General features: G+C 44.9%; 17 protein-coding genes. 6 read left to right on the top strand and 11 right to left on the bottom strand.

The annotated features are described in order from the left end of the window. Window positions 1–465: SagB/ThcOx family dehydrogenase (locus tag A2517_RS01925; RefSeq protein WP_294893683.1), on the top strand; the 465-nt coding region annotated here is incomplete at its 5' end. Here the strand turns inward: A2517_RS01925 and A2517_RS01930 are convergent. The 6 genes from A2517_RS01930 to rpmB all read right to left on the bottom strand — a co-directional run bounded on the left by A2517_RS01930 (window position 466) and on the right by rpmB (window position 6,356). Continuing rightward, window positions 466–1,041 carry a ComF family protein gene (locus tag A2517_RS01930; RefSeq protein ID WP_294893684.1) on the bottom strand — a complete coding sequence of 192 codons (576 nt, stop codon included), beginning with the start codon at window positions 1,039–1,041 and terminating at the stop codon, window positions 466–468. A gap of 2 nt (window positions 1,042–1,043) precedes the next feature. Continuing rightward, entirely contained in the window at window positions 1,044–2,834 is a 1,791-nt protein-coding gene (gene lepA, locus A2517_RS01935) for a translation elongation factor 4 (RefSeq protein WP_294893685.1), read from the bottom strand. Continuing rightward, window positions 2,834–3,763, bottom strand: a complete 930-nt coding sequence (locus A2517_RS01940; RefSeq protein ID WP_294893686.1) for a ribose-phosphate pyrophosphokinase — start codon at window positions 3,761–3,763, stop codon at window positions 2,834–2,836. Before A2517_RS01940 ends, lepA begins: the two co-directional genes overlap by 1 nt. Before the next feature lie 66 nt (window positions 3,764–3,829). After that, window positions 3,830–5,017, bottom strand: a complete 1,188-nt coding sequence (gene argJ / locus A2517_RS01945) for a bifunctional glutamate N-acetyltransferase/amino-acid acetyltransferase ArgJ (RefSeq protein WP_294893687.1) — start codon at window positions 5,015–5,017, stop codon at window positions 3,830–3,832. Continuing rightward, window positions 5,010–6,146 (bottom strand): TrkA family potassium uptake protein, encoded by a 1,137-nt coding sequence (locus A2517_RS01950; protein ID WP_294893688.1) that lies wholly within the window; start codon window positions 6,144–6,146, stop codon window positions 5,010–5,012. The genes argJ and A2517_RS01950 overlap by 8 nt, the downstream gene beginning before the upstream one ends. A 21-nt stretch (window positions 6,147–6,167) precedes the next feature. Next, a complete protein-coding gene (gene rpmB / locus A2517_RS01955) occupies window positions 6,168–6,356 on the bottom strand; it encodes a 50S ribosomal protein L28 (protein ID WP_013459236.1) in 189 nt (62 codons plus the stop codon). Between the two features lie 158 nt (window positions 6,357–6,514). Between rpmB and A2517_RS01960 the strand changes: the two genes are divergently transcribed. The 5 genes from A2517_RS01960 (at window position 6,515) to A2517_RS01980 (ending at window position 10,783) form a co-directional block, all read left to right on the top strand. Beyond that, window positions 6,515–7,324 carry an HDOD domain-containing protein gene (locus tag A2517_RS01960; RefSeq protein WP_294893689.1) on the top strand — a complete coding sequence of 270 codons (810 nt, stop codon included), beginning with the start codon at window positions 6,515–6,517 and terminating at the stop codon, window positions 7,322–7,324. Continuing rightward, the gene (locus tag A2517_RS01965; protein ID WP_294893690.1) at window positions 7,308–8,702 is read left to right on the top strand and encodes a chemotaxis protein CheX; all 1,395 of its coding nucleotides are present in this window, start codon (window positions 7,308–7,310) and stop codon (window positions 8,700–8,702) included. Before A2517_RS01960 ends, A2517_RS01965 begins: the two co-directional genes overlap by 17 nt. A 67-nt stretch (window positions 8,703–8,769) precedes the next feature. Next, window positions 8,770–9,411 (top strand): ribulose-phosphate 3-epimerase, encoded by a 642-nt coding sequence (gene rpe / locus A2517_RS01970; protein WP_294893691.1) that lies wholly within the window; start codon window positions 8,770–8,772, stop codon window positions 9,409–9,411. Continuing rightward, a complete protein-coding gene (locus A2517_RS01975; protein ID WP_294893692.1) occupies window positions 9,408–9,995 on the top strand; it encodes a phosphoribosylanthranilate isomerase in 588 nt (195 codons plus the stop codon). Before rpe ends, A2517_RS01975 begins: the two co-directional genes overlap by 4 nt. Continuing rightward, the gene (locus A2517_RS01980) at window positions 9,992–10,783 is read left to right on the top strand and encodes a 3'-5' exonuclease (protein ID WP_294893693.1); all 792 of its coding nucleotides are present in this window, start codon (window positions 9,992–9,994) and stop codon (window positions 10,781–10,783) included. The genes A2517_RS01975 and A2517_RS01980 overlap by 4 nt, the downstream gene beginning before the upstream one ends. A gap of 9 nt (window positions 10,784–10,792) precedes the next feature. Here A2517_RS01980 and accA read toward each other — a convergent pair whose 3' ends face one another. The 5 genes from accA to A2517_RS02005 all read right to left on the bottom strand — a co-directional run. Further along, a complete protein-coding gene (gene accA / locus A2517_RS01985) occupies window positions 10,793–11,728 on the bottom strand; it encodes an acetyl-CoA carboxylase carboxyl transferase subunit alpha (protein WP_294893694.1) in 936 nt (311 codons plus the stop codon). A gap of 12 nt (window positions 11,729–11,740) precedes the next feature. After that, window positions 11,741–12,958: a beta-ketoacyl-ACP synthase II gene (locus tag A2517_RS01990; RefSeq protein ID WP_294893695.1), complete on the bottom strand. Its 1,218-nt coding sequence runs from the start codon at window positions 12,956–12,958 to the stop codon at window positions 11,741–11,743. A 104-nt stretch (window positions 12,959–13,062) separates the two neighbouring features. Further along, window positions 13,063–13,293 carry an acyl carrier protein gene (gene acpP / locus A2517_RS01995; RefSeq protein WP_013459228.1) on the bottom strand — a complete coding sequence of 77 codons (231 nt, stop codon included), beginning with the start codon at window positions 13,291–13,293 and terminating at the stop codon, window positions 13,063–13,065. A gap of 83 nt (window positions 13,294–13,376) precedes the next feature. Next, window positions 13,377–14,120 (bottom strand): 3-oxoacyl-ACP reductase FabG, encoded by a 744-nt coding sequence (gene fabG, locus A2517_RS02000; protein WP_294893696.1) that lies wholly within the window; start codon window positions 14,118–14,120, stop codon window positions 13,377–13,379. Between the two features lie 14 nt (window positions 14,121–14,134). After that, window positions 14,135–14,568 (bottom strand): alkaline phosphatase family protein (locus tag A2517_RS02005; RefSeq protein ID WP_294893697.1); only part of this gene is annotated, 434 nt, incomplete at its 5' end.

Genomic DNA, 14,568 nt, shown 5'->3' on the forward strand with positions numbered 1-14,568 from the left:
GAGGGGCTGGAAAAAGGACTCTATATCTATGTTCGTGACACAAAGGATCTGATCTCTCTACAGCAGACATTGGATGAGACTTTTAAATGGAAAGAGTGTGGTGAGGAGCTCTATCTGCTTCGAGAAGGGGATTACCGTGGAGCGGCACAGATGATTTCATGCAACCAAGAGATTGCAAAAGAGGGGGCGTTTAGTTTTGGAATGCTCTGCAAATTTTCATCAACGCTCGAAACGCACGGAGGAATCGGCTACAAAAGTCTCTATCATCAATGCGGTATGATCGGCCAAATGCTCTATCTTGAAGCAACCTCGTTAAATCTCAGTGCAACAGGGATCGGATGCTTTTTGGATGATGAGTTTCACGCATTACTGGGGATAAACGATCAACGCTATCAGTCACTTTACCATTTTACGATCGGCCGTGCGATTGTTGACACACGTATTACAACATTGCCACCGTACTGATTATTTATTCTCCGCATCGGTGAGGGTAAGACAAAGGATCACTTTTTTACCGTTTGTGTGAAGTATCTCCGAGGCTTCACTAAGAGTTGTCCCCGTCGTGACAATATCATCCACCAAAATGACCTCATTTTCCGCAAATGGTGTATATCGAAACTGCCGAGGATTCAAGAGCCTCTCTTCGGCACTTTTACCCGCATATTTATGGTGATTCGTCGCGCGAAGTTTTCCATACTGGGGGGTAATATTTGGAGATTTTAACGCTCGGTTCAAGACCGCCGTATGAGAGTAGCCGCTTGACGCTTGATCGTCAATACCGATGGAGGCGACACGATTTTCGTACTCCCAATTTTTTGCAAATTCCCCTAAGGCTCTCTTTGCCAAGATCGTATAGATATAGTATCCGATATCGGTATGCTTGGTAAGAAGAAGCGGTTCTATCTCATTATAGGAGAAAAAAGAGTAAACGGGCAGTGAGCCAAGGATTTTGCGTTTATGGAGACTCGGGGTGAGGAGCGATTCTTGACACGCGGAGCAGATATGCGAGAAGCTAAGCCGCTCACACATCATACAACGCATGTCTAGTCCATTTTGAGGACGGACATAAACGCCTCTTGAGGAAGCTGAACCTTCCCGATTGCTTTCATCCGTTTTTTACCCTCTTTTTGTTTATCGAGGAGTTTACGTTTACGGGAGATATCCCCGCCGTAACATTTGGCGGTAACATTTTTTCCCATTGATTTGACCGTTTCACGAGCGATAACACGGTTTCCGATACTCGCTTGGATCGCCACTTCGAAAAGCTGACGCGGAACGATCTCTTTCATATTGGTAACTAATGCACGACCGCGCATATCGGCAGAGGTGCGAGGAACGATAACGCTGAGTGCATCGACCACATCTCCCGCAACACGGACATCGAGTTTAACCAAATCACCCTGACGAAATTCGATAGGATCGTAATCGAAACTCGCATACCCTTTGGAGGTTGATTTGAGTTTATCGTAAAAATCGACGACGATTTCGTTCATCGGCATGACATAGATGAGCATAACACGAGTTTCGTTCAGATACTCCATCTTCTCCTGCATACCCCGTTTATTGGTCAAAAGGGTAATCACATTCCCCAAATAATCGGTCGGAACGATCACCGTTGCACGAACGTAGGGCTCTTCGATTTTCTCGATCGTTTGCGGCTCAGGGAGTTCACTCGGATTTTGGACTTCAATCATCGTTCCATCGGTCTTGTAGACTTTATAGATAACGGACGGTGCGGTTGCAATCAGGTCGAGATTAAACTCCCGTTCCAGCCGCTCTTTGACCACCTCCATATGAAGCATTCCCAAAAACCCGACACGAAACCCAAAACCGAGAGCAACGGAGGTTTCCGGTTCATAGCTGAGGGAACTGTCATTGAGTTTGAGTTTATCAAGGGCATCCCGCACCGATTCAAACTCATCGGTATCGATAGGGTAAAGCCCTGCAAATACGAACGGTTTTGCAGGGGCGTATTCACCCACCGGCTCACGCGTCGGATTTCGTGCATCGGTAATCGTATCGCCGACACGGATAGAGCCCACCTCTTTAACCCCCAAAATGACAATTCCGATCTCTCCGGCTTTGATCGCTTGCGTTTTTTGGCGACGAAGCGGATGAGGGTACATCAACTCTAACACTTGATGATTTTCATCATTGTGCATCAGCTTAATCATCTGACCCATTTTGATCTCACCGTCAAATACACGCACCAATGCCATAGCCCCTTGGTACGCATCAAACCATGAGTCGTAAATAATCGCTTTCGTCGTTGCCAATGGATCACCGCTAGGTGCAGGGATACGATCAACGATCGCGTCGATCAATTCACGAATGCCGACCCCTGTTTTGGCTGAAATCATAACCGCATCGGTTGCATCGATCCCGATCGTCGTTTCAATCTCTTCGGCGACCCGTTCCGGTTCTGCGGCGGGGAGATCGATTTTGTTGATAACGGGGATGAGAGTAAGGTTGTTTTCCATCGCCATATAGACATTCGCGATGGTTTGTGCCTCAACACCTTGCGCAGCATCGACAATCAGTAAGGCTCCGTCGGACGATGCAAGTGACTTACTTACTTCATAACTAAAGTCGACATGGCCCGGAGTGTCAATCAGATTGAGGATATAGTGCTGGCCGTCTTTGACGTAATCCAAACGGACGCTTTGTGCTTTAATCGTAATCCCGCGCTCTTGCTCGATATCCATCGTATCCATCATCTGTTTACTGAGCTCACGGTCACTGACCGCTCCGCACTCTTGGATAATACGATCGGCTAACGTACTTTTGCCGTGGTCGATGTGGGCGATGATTGAAAAGTTGCGAATATTATCCATTAGCTAAACAAACTGTTGACACTTTCATTATGATAAACTCGGCGAATCACTTCGGCGAAGAGAGGGGCAACACTTAAAACTTTAACTTTATCGCTTTGTCCGCGAAGAACGAGCGTGTTGGAAATAACAAGTTCATCGAGCTCACCGTTGTTGATATTCTCATACGCATTCCCGCTGAGTACACCGTGAGTGGCACATGCCATAACCGACGTAGCTCCGCGTTTTTTCAAAGCAGCTGCCGCTTTAACCATTGTTCCGGCGGTATCGACCATATCATCGATCATAATGATATCTTTACCCGCAACGTCACCGATAATGTTCATCACTTCTGACTCGTTCGCTTTTTCACGACGTTTATCGACAATAACCATATCCAGACCCAGTTTTTCGGCAAAATAACGGGCGCGCGCTACCCCGCCGATGTCAGGAGAAGCGATGACAGGATTTGCAAGATTTTTAGAGCGAATATACTCTTCAAAAATAATCGCCCCATAGAGGTTGTCAACCGGAATATCAAAGAATCCTTGGATTTGACCTGCGTGTAAATCAATCGTCACGACGCGATCAATCCCCGCTGTCTCAAACATATCGGCAACAAGTTTCGCGGTGATCGGAACACGAGGAGCCGCTTTACGATCTTGTCGTGCATATCCGAAATAGGGGACAACTGCCGTAATCGAGTTAGCTGAAGAGCGGCGAAGGGCATCGGTCATAATTAGTAATTCCATCAAATTATCATTCGATGGTGCACCGGTTGATTGGATGATAAAAACATCACGTCCGCGAACACTTTCAGAGATTTGAACGTTAATCTCTCCGTCACTAAAACGTTTTACTGAAGCTTTGGAGAGGGGAACATCGAGGGTTCTGCACACTTCCGCCGCAAACTCGGTACACGCTGAACCGCTGAAAATTTTATATCCGCGCATTAAGTTATCCTGTTGCCGTTAAATTATCGCGATTATAGCAACCTATCACTTTAGTAACGGTTAAAACTACGTGCGATAATCCGCATTTATTTTGACGTATTCGTGCCCCAAATCACATCCGTACGCGGTAAACTCACCGTCTTGCAGACCGATATCACAGTGGATCGTAAAAGCAGATTTTTGCATAACGCTCGCGGCGAGCGGTTCAAGTTTTTCATCGAACAACAGCTCCCCTTTTTTATAGACACAGATATCATCAAACCAGATGCTCAAAAATGCCTCATCGCACATAATTCCGCTAGCACCGACCGTTGATGCGATGCGCCCCCAGTTTGGATCTTGACCGAACAATGCCGTTTTGACAAGGAGTGAATTACTCAGTGCTTTCGCCGCGATCTCCGCCTCTTTGTGGTTGATCGCTCCCGTTACTTTGTAGGTGACCAGCTTTGTTGCCCCCTCGCCGTCACGCACCATCTCTTTGGCTAAAAAGAGCATAATTGACTCTAGTGCCTCTTTGAAAGCTGCCGCATGAAACGCTCCGCTTGTGCCGTTTGCAATGACCAAAACCGTGTCGTTCGTCGAGGTATCCCCATCGACGCTTGCCGCATTAAACGTCGTATGAACACACTCATCGAGGATGCTTTGCATGGTTGCTTTATCGACGGCCGCATCGGTCGTAATAAAGCAAAGCATTGTCGCCATCGCCGGATTAATCATCCCCGCACCCTTCGCCATCGCACCGAGTCGAAACGATTTTCCATCCTCTAATACCACTTCATAAGCGATCCGTTTCGAGAAGGTATCGGTCGTCATAATCGCTTCAGAGGCATTGATCCCCTCGCGAGCGGTAAGATCGAAATGCATCGCCCCTTCAATAATCTTCGCTTTCGGGAGACGTACCCCGATAACTCCCGTCGAACTCATCACAGGGTTTTGGATCACGGGAAATCTCTTTTGCACCGCCGATAAAACGTCGTCAATGTCATCGATTCCTGCTCGCCCTGTCATGGCATTCGCATTTTTGGAGTTGATGAGGACAAAATTTCCTTCAAACTCACCTTGTGCACGAAAATGACGTATCGGAGCCGCCGTCATTTTATTGGTGGTAAAGACCGATGCAATCGCACACGGTTTATCTGAATAGATAAAAGCGAGATCTTTAGCTCCCTCTTTTTTTAGTCCGATGTGAATGCCGTCCGCAAAAAATCCTTTCGCCGCACACACACCGCCCTCAATAGTTTTTAAATTATACATATTTGAGTTCCTCCGGTTTTTCGTGTTTTTTCACCAATGCTTTGGTAAATAAAATCCCTTTTTGAGTCCCGATCACCAGCAGTTTGGACTCACTCATAACTAAAACATCCCCTTTGGGCATCGGCATCATTTTGCCGTCTTTTTTTGTGATTCCGATAACGGATACGTTTGCGATATCGCGTAAATGGGTCTCTTTGAGCTTTTTAAGAACCATCCAGCTCGTTTTAGGGACAAATACCTCTTCCATATCAAGCGGAGTATCGCTTTTATATAAAAACTGCTCGAGTAAATTTTCCATGTCGGGACGTGCGGCCATTGCCGTGATACGCTGCGCGGTCAACTTCGTCGGAGAGACCACCGTATCGGAACCCAATTTTTTGAGTTTATCGATATCGTTCACACCCTCTGCCGAACTGATGACATAATAGGGTGCAGGAATTTTATGCTCTTTTTCAAAAAGCCTCACCGATGCGATAAGGGCAATATTGTCCGCAATCGAACTCGACAACGTGATAAGTCCTTTGGCGGAACTCAAATGTGCTTTCAACATTGCCTCTTCCGTATGGGGTTCAGCTTGAATATAATAGGGATATTTATACAGTTTTGCCAATGCTTCCATATCTTCTCTCGGGTCGATTACAACAAAAGGGATTTGATTCGCTCGAAGCTGTTTTGTCACCTGCACCGCATATTCATTATGATAACAAATGACAAAATGCTTTTTAAGTCGGGCAATCCGATACAACATTTTTCTCTCCTTCAATATTCGCTTGAGTTCTCCCCGATTAATAACATCGACAATAATCCCCAAAGCCAAGGTAAATACCGCAAATCCAAAAATGATCAATGTAATCGTAAAAAGTTTTCCTAGCGGAGTAAACTCCCCTTCTCCCAATGATCCGAATCCAACCGTGGTAAAAGTATAACCGGTTTGAAAAAGTGCATTGATAAGAGAGTGCCCTTCGATGTACATATAGCCGAGCGTACCGAAAATCATACAGAGCTGGATTAAAATCAGGGGGGTTCTAAAAGGGAGAAACTGAGCGTATAACTCAGCATTCAACGTGATGTCAGGTTTGGGAGAAGGCTCCCAATTGAGAAATTTCTGTAACTTTTGAATAAGATTCAACGTATACCCTTTGGGGGACGTTTACGAATCTTTTTTCAATGTACGAAGTTCAGAAGCAGCGATTTTTAGTTTTTTGGTAGTACCGTCTTCAAGCGTTACGCGAACAGTACGAAGGTTTGGTAAAAAACGACGCTTAGTTCTATTTTTCGCGTGAGAAACATTGTTTCCGCTCATTGGGCCTTTACCGCTAATAGCACATTTTCTTGCCATTTTGAGGCTCCTTGCGTAAATTTTAGTTGCGAATTTTATCGCAGTAAACCCAAAGTTTACCTTAAGCAACGGATTAACCTCCTATAAAGGCTCCTTTAATCAAACCGCGATTACAATTAGCGGACTTTAAAAATAATTAAGATCGGATGCTGTGATACGTGGTTACTCAAGAACAAATTTTGCTTTACATCCAAAATATCCCCCCCGCCCCTTTTGTCGTCAAGCAAACACTTGATTACGTACGGGTCGGTGATTTAACCAAAGCGGCCAAATGTGCCGAAGAAGATCCGGCTCTTAAACTCTATCTCAGAACCTTGGTAAACCGTCCTATCTACGGGTTTCGTAATGAAGTAAGCGATTTATCCCAAATCTTCAGTATCCTCGGAATTTCAACGGCGCAACAAATTTTATACAATTACTTAATGACCCTTTTGGCTCCAAAAGAGTGGGGACTTTTTAACCTCAGTTCTCAAGCGTTTTATGATTTACAGGCTTCCCTCAGTCGCAAATGGGCAAAAATCCTTACCCATCTCAATCTTCTCAATCATGACAACGAAAGTGCTATTACCCTTTTGCCGGCCAGTATTATTGTCTGCGATGCCCTCTTCGGTGAATACAAAAGTGAAGTGGAGCAGCTCAGAAGCGTTAAAGCGTTGGATTACAATACTATTCTTCACCGACTCACTAAAATGAGTTTGTTTGATATTTGTACCGAAATCGCACTAAAATGGGAAATATCTCCGGCAATCAGCCGCATCGTCCATGCCTCATCCGGATTGGATCAAGAGTTGGAGGCAAATGACAAAATCTTGGCGCAATGGATGCATTTATTGCTCTTTTATGAATTAAGCCAAAGCACCTATGTCGAGGCAGGGCTGAACGAATTCGTTGAGTTTCAAATTGAATTTGTCCAAGAAATATACGAATCTTTTATGCAGGTGGTGGAGTACGATGAGACCAACGGTTAAGGGGCGCATTGCCGTTTTCCACCCGCAAGGATTTTTAGATGGGAATAATGCCCCCTCCTTTCTTACCATCGATGATATCAAAGCGACCGAATCCCTTAACATCGATATGCTATTGGTCTCCTTGAAAAAAGTTATTTTTTTCAATAAAAACGGTTTGGATGTTTTTATTCGTCTTTTGGACAGTATCCGATCTCATAAACATATAGCGGTCGGTTTATGCGACTACGACTCCGCTAAATTCATTACGATCAATAAATTTTACGGTAGCAATCTCACTTTTTCTCTTTTCCGTACCGAAAAAATTGCCGAGCTCTTTGTACCTACCAATAAAAACGACTCTAAAACCGTCCTTTTGTACAATGAAGACGCTTCGCAACGTTCCGCTATGGCGATTGAGTTGTTCGATTACGGTCATAATCCCGTTATCGCCCAAAGTAAAAAAGAGTTTGAAGAAAAAAAACAAAATCCCGATCTCTACTATGCCATTATCGAAGAGACCTACTTAGGATTATTCGGTCAAAAAATTGCAACCCGTGTTACCGGCAATGCCATCATTTATACCATTGCCAATTTTTTAGATGCCGAAATCACCAATACGTTTAATATTGCCTATCATAACAACTCCCTCAACGTCGGATTTCGTCTCTTTATTTTTGATGCCTATAAAGTGGTATCAATGAATGTCCATGCCCTTAATTTCTTCACAAAACTCGCCTCATCTGCGGCCGAATATAACGCTTCTATTTGTTTTGTCGGGTTAACATTTGAAAAAACACCGCAAAGTTTTAAAAACGATCTCGAAGATGCAGGAATCATGTTTTTTGATCAGATGGAAGATATTCTCAAAAATAAAGATCTATTACAAGAACTCGGCGGGAGCAGTGCTTCCGCCTCCAAACAGGTTCGAACCCTGACCAAAGCACTTATTAATGAGCTTCCCGGTTTTATCGATGCCACTGTTTCGACGATTGCTATGATGACCAATGCGCAAGCAGTTAAAGAGTCAATGAACATCCAGACGTTGGAAATTAAAAACGCCGCACATCAATACGCCAGTTCCATCGGATTTTACGGCGATTTAGACGGAATGATTATCCTCATCTTTCCTAAAGATATTGCCAAAAAAGCATGTTCGCTTCTCATTGGAGAGGATAGCGAAGACGAAGAGGCGATACTTGACTCCTTGGCAGAGTTTGTAAACATTATCGGCGGACGTGCAAAAGCCCTCTTAGGTGAGAAAAAAAACCGTGTCGATATTACCCTTCCTCGTACCTATGCAGATGTCAATTCTCTTATGGAAATGGCGCAAAACAAAAAAGGGGTTCAAGTTAATTTGCGTTTTGAAGGAAGTAATTTCATCTTTTTCCTGACAAGGTAAGAGTGCCAAAGCTAGCTGCAAATCTTTTTCGCTAAAATAACGAAAACATTTTGTAAAGGTGTACATCATGCTCGTTGCCCCCAGTGTCCTCTCTGCCGATTTTGGTAATTTAGCGCGCGATGTCCGTGCCATTTGTGACGCTGGATGCGATTTGGTGCATGTCGATGTGATGGATGGGCACTTTGTCCCCAACCTCACTATCGGACCCGTTGTCGTCAGTGCTATTGCCGCGTCAGCCACTAAACCCCTTGATATCCATCTTATGGTACAAAACAACACCTTTTTTGTCGATCTTTTTGCCCCACTCAAACCTGAATACATTACCTTTCACATCGAAGAAGAGAAGCACCCCCACCGTCTTGTTCAGCATATACGATCCCTCGGTATCAAACCGGGAATCGTCCTCAACCCTCATACCCCAGCCGAAGCGGTAGAATATCTCCTCGCTGATATCGATATGGTTCTTGTTATGTCGGTCAATCCGGGATTCGGCGGACAAAAGTTTATCTCTAATGTTGTGAACAAAATCAGACGCCTCAAAACACTTCGCGATTCCATCAATCCAAACTGCTTGATTGAAATCGACGGCGGGGTTGGAAGTTCCAATATACAAGAGCTTAAAGATGCAGGTGTTGATGTGTGTGTCGCCGGAAGCTATGTGTTTGGTGCTGAGGATTATAAAACTGCAATTGATAGCCTCAAAGTATGAGAGTCAAGATCTGTGGAATCACCAATCTGGAAGATGCCCTCCTCGCTATCCATGCGGGAGCAGATGCCCTAGGGTTTGTCTTTTATCCTGAGTCTCCACGCTATATCACTCCCACTGATGCAAAAAAGATTATCGAAAAACTCCCTCCTTTTGTCGATAAAGTCGCCCTTTTTGTCAATGAAACACCCGAATTTATCCGTTCCATGTGTTTAGAGACAGGTTGCACACTCGCACAAATTCATTTTGATGTAGAGAAAGATTTTTTCACTCAGGTTAATTTCCCATCATTACGTGTTATCCGTGCGCAAAAAAGAGAAGATATTTTTGAGTATGCTGATGAGTATCGTCTTGTTGATGCGTATTGCGAAAGCTTCGGCGGCAGTGGAAAACGGCTAAATATTGAATGGTTTGAGGGGATTGACTGTTCTAAAATTATCCTCGCAGGAGGATTGAATCCCGAGAATGTCGCCGATTTAAAACCTTACGGTTTTTACGGTGTCGATGTGAGCAGCGGGGTTGAAGCCTCTTATGGAAAAAAAGATCCTCAGCGTGTTGCCTCTTTTATCAAAAAGGCCAAAGCGTGAAGGTATTCGATCCTAAAGTACTTGTTCGATTAACGAAAAACGGGATCCCAAAAGGGGAATTTGAAGCATTGTTGGGGAGTGATAGCGATCTAGCGTTAGAACTTCTCAAAGCTCAAGGTATGAATATTGTTCTGCATAACGAGTATTATCGATTCCAAACAGCGTTAACCCCAATTGAAGATACCCTCTTTTGTATCGTTGATGTTGAATCCAACGGCTCCAAACCGTCCCATCATCAAATTATTGAAATCGGTGCGGTTAAACTCCAAAACGGAAAAATACTTGATACCTACGAGAGTTTGGTTTATTGCACCGATATCTCCGATCAAATTCAAGATATTACGGGGATTACAACGGAACAAACTCTCAAAGCACCTTCTCTTAGAAAGGTAATGAGAGAATTTCGCCTCTTTTTGGGAGATGCCGTATTTGTAGGACATGACGCCAAATTTGACTATAATTTTGTCTCTGCCATGATGGAGCGGGTGGGACTTGAGCGGCTTCTAAATCGTTCATTGTGTACGATAGATTTGGCCGAACGTACCTTTGAATCCGAACGCTACGGCTTAGCCTATCTCAATGAGCAACTTTCTCTTTATCGTGATGCCACACACCATCGCGCCCTCTCCGATGCGATGACAACAACTAAACTACTCAAACGTACCCTCAAACTTCTTCCAACATCACTGCATACGACGGAAGAGTTGATCGCTTATTCAAAAGAGGCAAAAAAAATGAAACGGTTGAAATCGGAGAAAAAAGAGAAAGAGAAAAAAGGGGAAGAATAAGGAAAAACCTTATTCGGAATATTGCCCTACACCGACGAGACGATTATAGCGTTTTTCAAGACGTTCTTCATCACTCAACGTTCTGAGTTTGGCCACTTCTCCTAAAAAATACTCTTTAAGTGCTTTAACAGCACCCTCTTTATCACGATGGGCACCGATCAACGGCTCATCAATAATATCATCAATCAAGTCAAGCTCTTTGAGATCGGCAGAGGTGATTTTAAGGGCTTTGGTTGCCGCTTCCACTTTGGTCGGATCATTCCAAAGAATCGCCGAACACCCTTCAGGAGAGATAACGCTAAATACAGAGTATCGCATCATAGCAAGGCGGTCAGCCACACCGATCGCCAACGCTCCGCCGCTTCCCCCTTCGCCGATAACGACCGATACCGTAATGGTATTAAGATTGGAAAGCTCCATCAGGTTACGGGCAATTGCTTCACTCTGATTACGCTCTTCAGCCCCAAGACCCGGATAGGCACCCGGAGTGTCAATCAGCATTAGGAGTGGAATATTAAACTTCTCTGCCATTTTTGCAGCACGTAGTGCTTTTCGGTACCCTTCCGGATGAGGCATACCGAAGTTTCGTTTGAGCTTGTTTTTGGTTCCGCGCCCTTTTTGTTCGCCGATAACCATCACACGCTCATCCCCGATAGTACCCATATAACAAATAATGGAGAGATCATCACGGAAATGACGATCTCCGTGAATCTCGTATTTTTTATCTAACAGAAGATTGATGTAATCAAGGGCATACGGACGATCTTGATGACGCGCGAGCTGAAGCTCTTGATACGGAGAGAGATTGGCATAGGTTTTTTGAACCTCTTTGTCCAAATCCTGCTTTAGGATCTCTACCGCGTGGTGATCATAACGCACTTCTGCGGCAATGATCTCCTCTTGGATTTGACGAATATTCTGCTCAAAATCTAAATAGGTAGCCAACGGCTTGCCCTCTTATATTTTTTTGAAAATAACGACACCGTTAGTGCCGCCAAATCCAAATGAGTTAGACATAACAATATTGAGTTCTGCTTTGCGTGCCGCATTCGGAACGATATCCAAATCGCAGTTTTCATCCGGGTTAACGTAGTTGATAGTTGGAGGGATGATACCATCACGCATTGCCATAATACTGACAACCGCTTCGATACCGCCGGCTGCTCCGAGACAATGTCCTGTTTGACCTTTCGTCGAACTTACAGGCGGACAATTCTCTTTTCCGCCGAATGCGATTTTGAGAGCAGCCGTTTCGTTTTTGTCATTCGTCGGTGTACTGGTTCCGTGTGCGTTGACATAATCAACTTTCGGATTTCCCGCCATTTTGAGTGCCGCTTGCATAGCACGAAGAGGCCCCTCAAGGCTTGGTGTCGTGATATGGTTTGCATCACCGCTCTCACCGAATCCGATAAGCTCAGCATAAATACGTGCTCCGCGCGCTACTGCCGCATCATACTCTTCGAGTACCAATGCCGCCGCACCCTCACCCATAACAAACCCGTCACGCTCCGCATCAAACGGTCGTGATGCGTGTTTTGGATCATCATTACGTGTAGAAAGGGCTTTCATCGATGCAAATCCGCCGATACCGACACCGGTAATCGCCGACTCCGCCGCAACCACGAGCATTTGATCCGCACCGCCGATCATAATCGTTTTTGCCGCTTCACTAATGGCGTGGGTTCCTGCCGCACATGCGGTTACCGCTGAGAGGTTTGGCCCTTGCAAGCCGTGATCAATCGTGATGAATCCGCCGAGCATATTGACTAAAGCCCCCGGAATAAAGAACGGAGAGATACGACGAGGCCCTTTGGTCTCAAGGATAATCGAGTTACGCTCAATCGACGGTAATCCGCCGATTCCCGATGCCGCATCGATACCAAAACGCTCTTTGTTAAAATCTTCAGGAAAATTAGCATCTGCCATTGCCTCTTGCGCCGCTTTAATACCAAGATGGATAAAACGATCCGCTTTTTTAACCTCACGGGCATCCATAACCGATTCAGGATCGAAGTTTTTCACCTCACCGGCAATTTGTGCACTTTGTGTCGAAGCATCGAAAATCGTGATCATATCGATCCCGCATTCGCCTTCACAAATTGCTTTGAATGAGCTCTCTTTATCATGACCAACAGCATTGATCATTCCCATTCCGGTTACTACTACTCTTTTCACATTCTCTCCTGATGGTGGATGGTCTGAAACTTTGGCTCCATTAAGCCAATATCTTAGACCATAAAATAAATTTGCTTTATCGAGGAAGACCTCGATAACGGTTTTTAGTTTTTGCTTTCGATGTAGTTGATTACATCTTGAACAGTTTGGATTTTTTCCGCTTCGTCATCAGGGATTTCGATATCGAATTTCTCTTCAAGAGCCATTACCAATTCAACAACATCAAGGCTGTCAGCACCAAGATCTTCTACGAATTTAGAATTCTCTTTAACTTCGTCCGGGTTAACGCTGAGTTGCTCAACCACTACTTCTTTAATATCTTCCAAAAGTGCCATAATAGCTCCTGTTCCTATGAATAAAATCGCGAAATTATAACATATTTTACTTAAGAGGGAAAGTTTTCCCTTTAAGTCCCTAATTACATAAACATTCCGCCGTTAACTTTGAGGGTCTCTCCTGTGATATAGCTCGCATGATCGCTGAGTAAAAAAGCTGTTGCTTCCGCGACCTCTTTAGCATTTCCGAAACGGGCCATCGGGATTTTTGCGGTGAATGCCGCTTTCACTTCCTCTTTGAGTTCATCGGTCATATCGGTAGCGATAAAGCCCGGAGTAATACAGTTATAACGAATACCGCTGGTCGCCGCTTCGATGGCAAAGCTTTTCGTCATTGCAATCATCCCCCCCTTAGAGGCTGCATAGTTGGTTTGTCCCGCATTGCCTGTTTCACCGACGATGGAAGCCATGTTAACGATGCTTCCGAATTTTTGTTTACGCATCGCTTTCATCGCTTCACGGCATCCGATAAAGGCTGATGTGAGATTTGCATCGAGTACGCTGGTAAACTCTTCGGCCTTCATACGCAGTGCCAGTTTATCGTTGGTGATTCCGGCATTGTTTACGAGATACGAGAGTTCCCCGTCTGCATCGATAATCGTTTTGATGGCATCCACAAATGCCGCTTCGTCCGCTACGTCAAACCCGATAACCGCAGCTTGTCCGCCTGCTGATTCAATCTCCGCTTTCACCGCATCCGCCGCTGCCGCTCCACTTCGGTAATTGATCCATACTTTCAAGCCATAGCCTGCCAATACTTTTGCCACTTCCGCACCGATTCCTCGGCTTGAACCTGTTACCAATACATTTTTACCGCTAAACTTCATTGTTATCCTTTATGTTAAATAAGTGGTGAATCCATCTCAGATGGTATTTCAAGCTCCATCAATTTTAGAACCGTCGGTGCTATGTTATTCAGTGCACCCGAATGCACTTCGATTACTCCCTCTGCCATCACAAAACACCATACTTTTCCAACCGTATGATTGGTAAGCATATTTCCCGCATCGTCGCGCATCTCTTCGCAGTTACCGTGATCGGAGGTGATGACAAGCGAGTAATCGTTACGTTTGGCCGCTTCAATAATCCGACCAAGTTCTGTATCCACCGCTTCGACCGCATTTACCGCCGCTTCAAAATTACCCGTATGTCCTACCATATCGCCGTTAGCGAAGTTGACGACGACAAAATCAATCTCTTCATCCATCGCTTTTACCACGGCATCACCCACTTCGGGTGCGCTCATCTGAGGCTGCATATCATACGTTTTCACCT

The organism is Sulfuricurvum sp. RIFOXYD12_FULL_44_77, from assembly GCF_001830725.1.
Classification (GTDB): domain Bacteria; phylum Campylobacterota; class Campylobacteria; order Campylobacterales; family Sulfurimonadaceae; genus Sulfuricurvum; species Sulfuricurvum kujiense_A.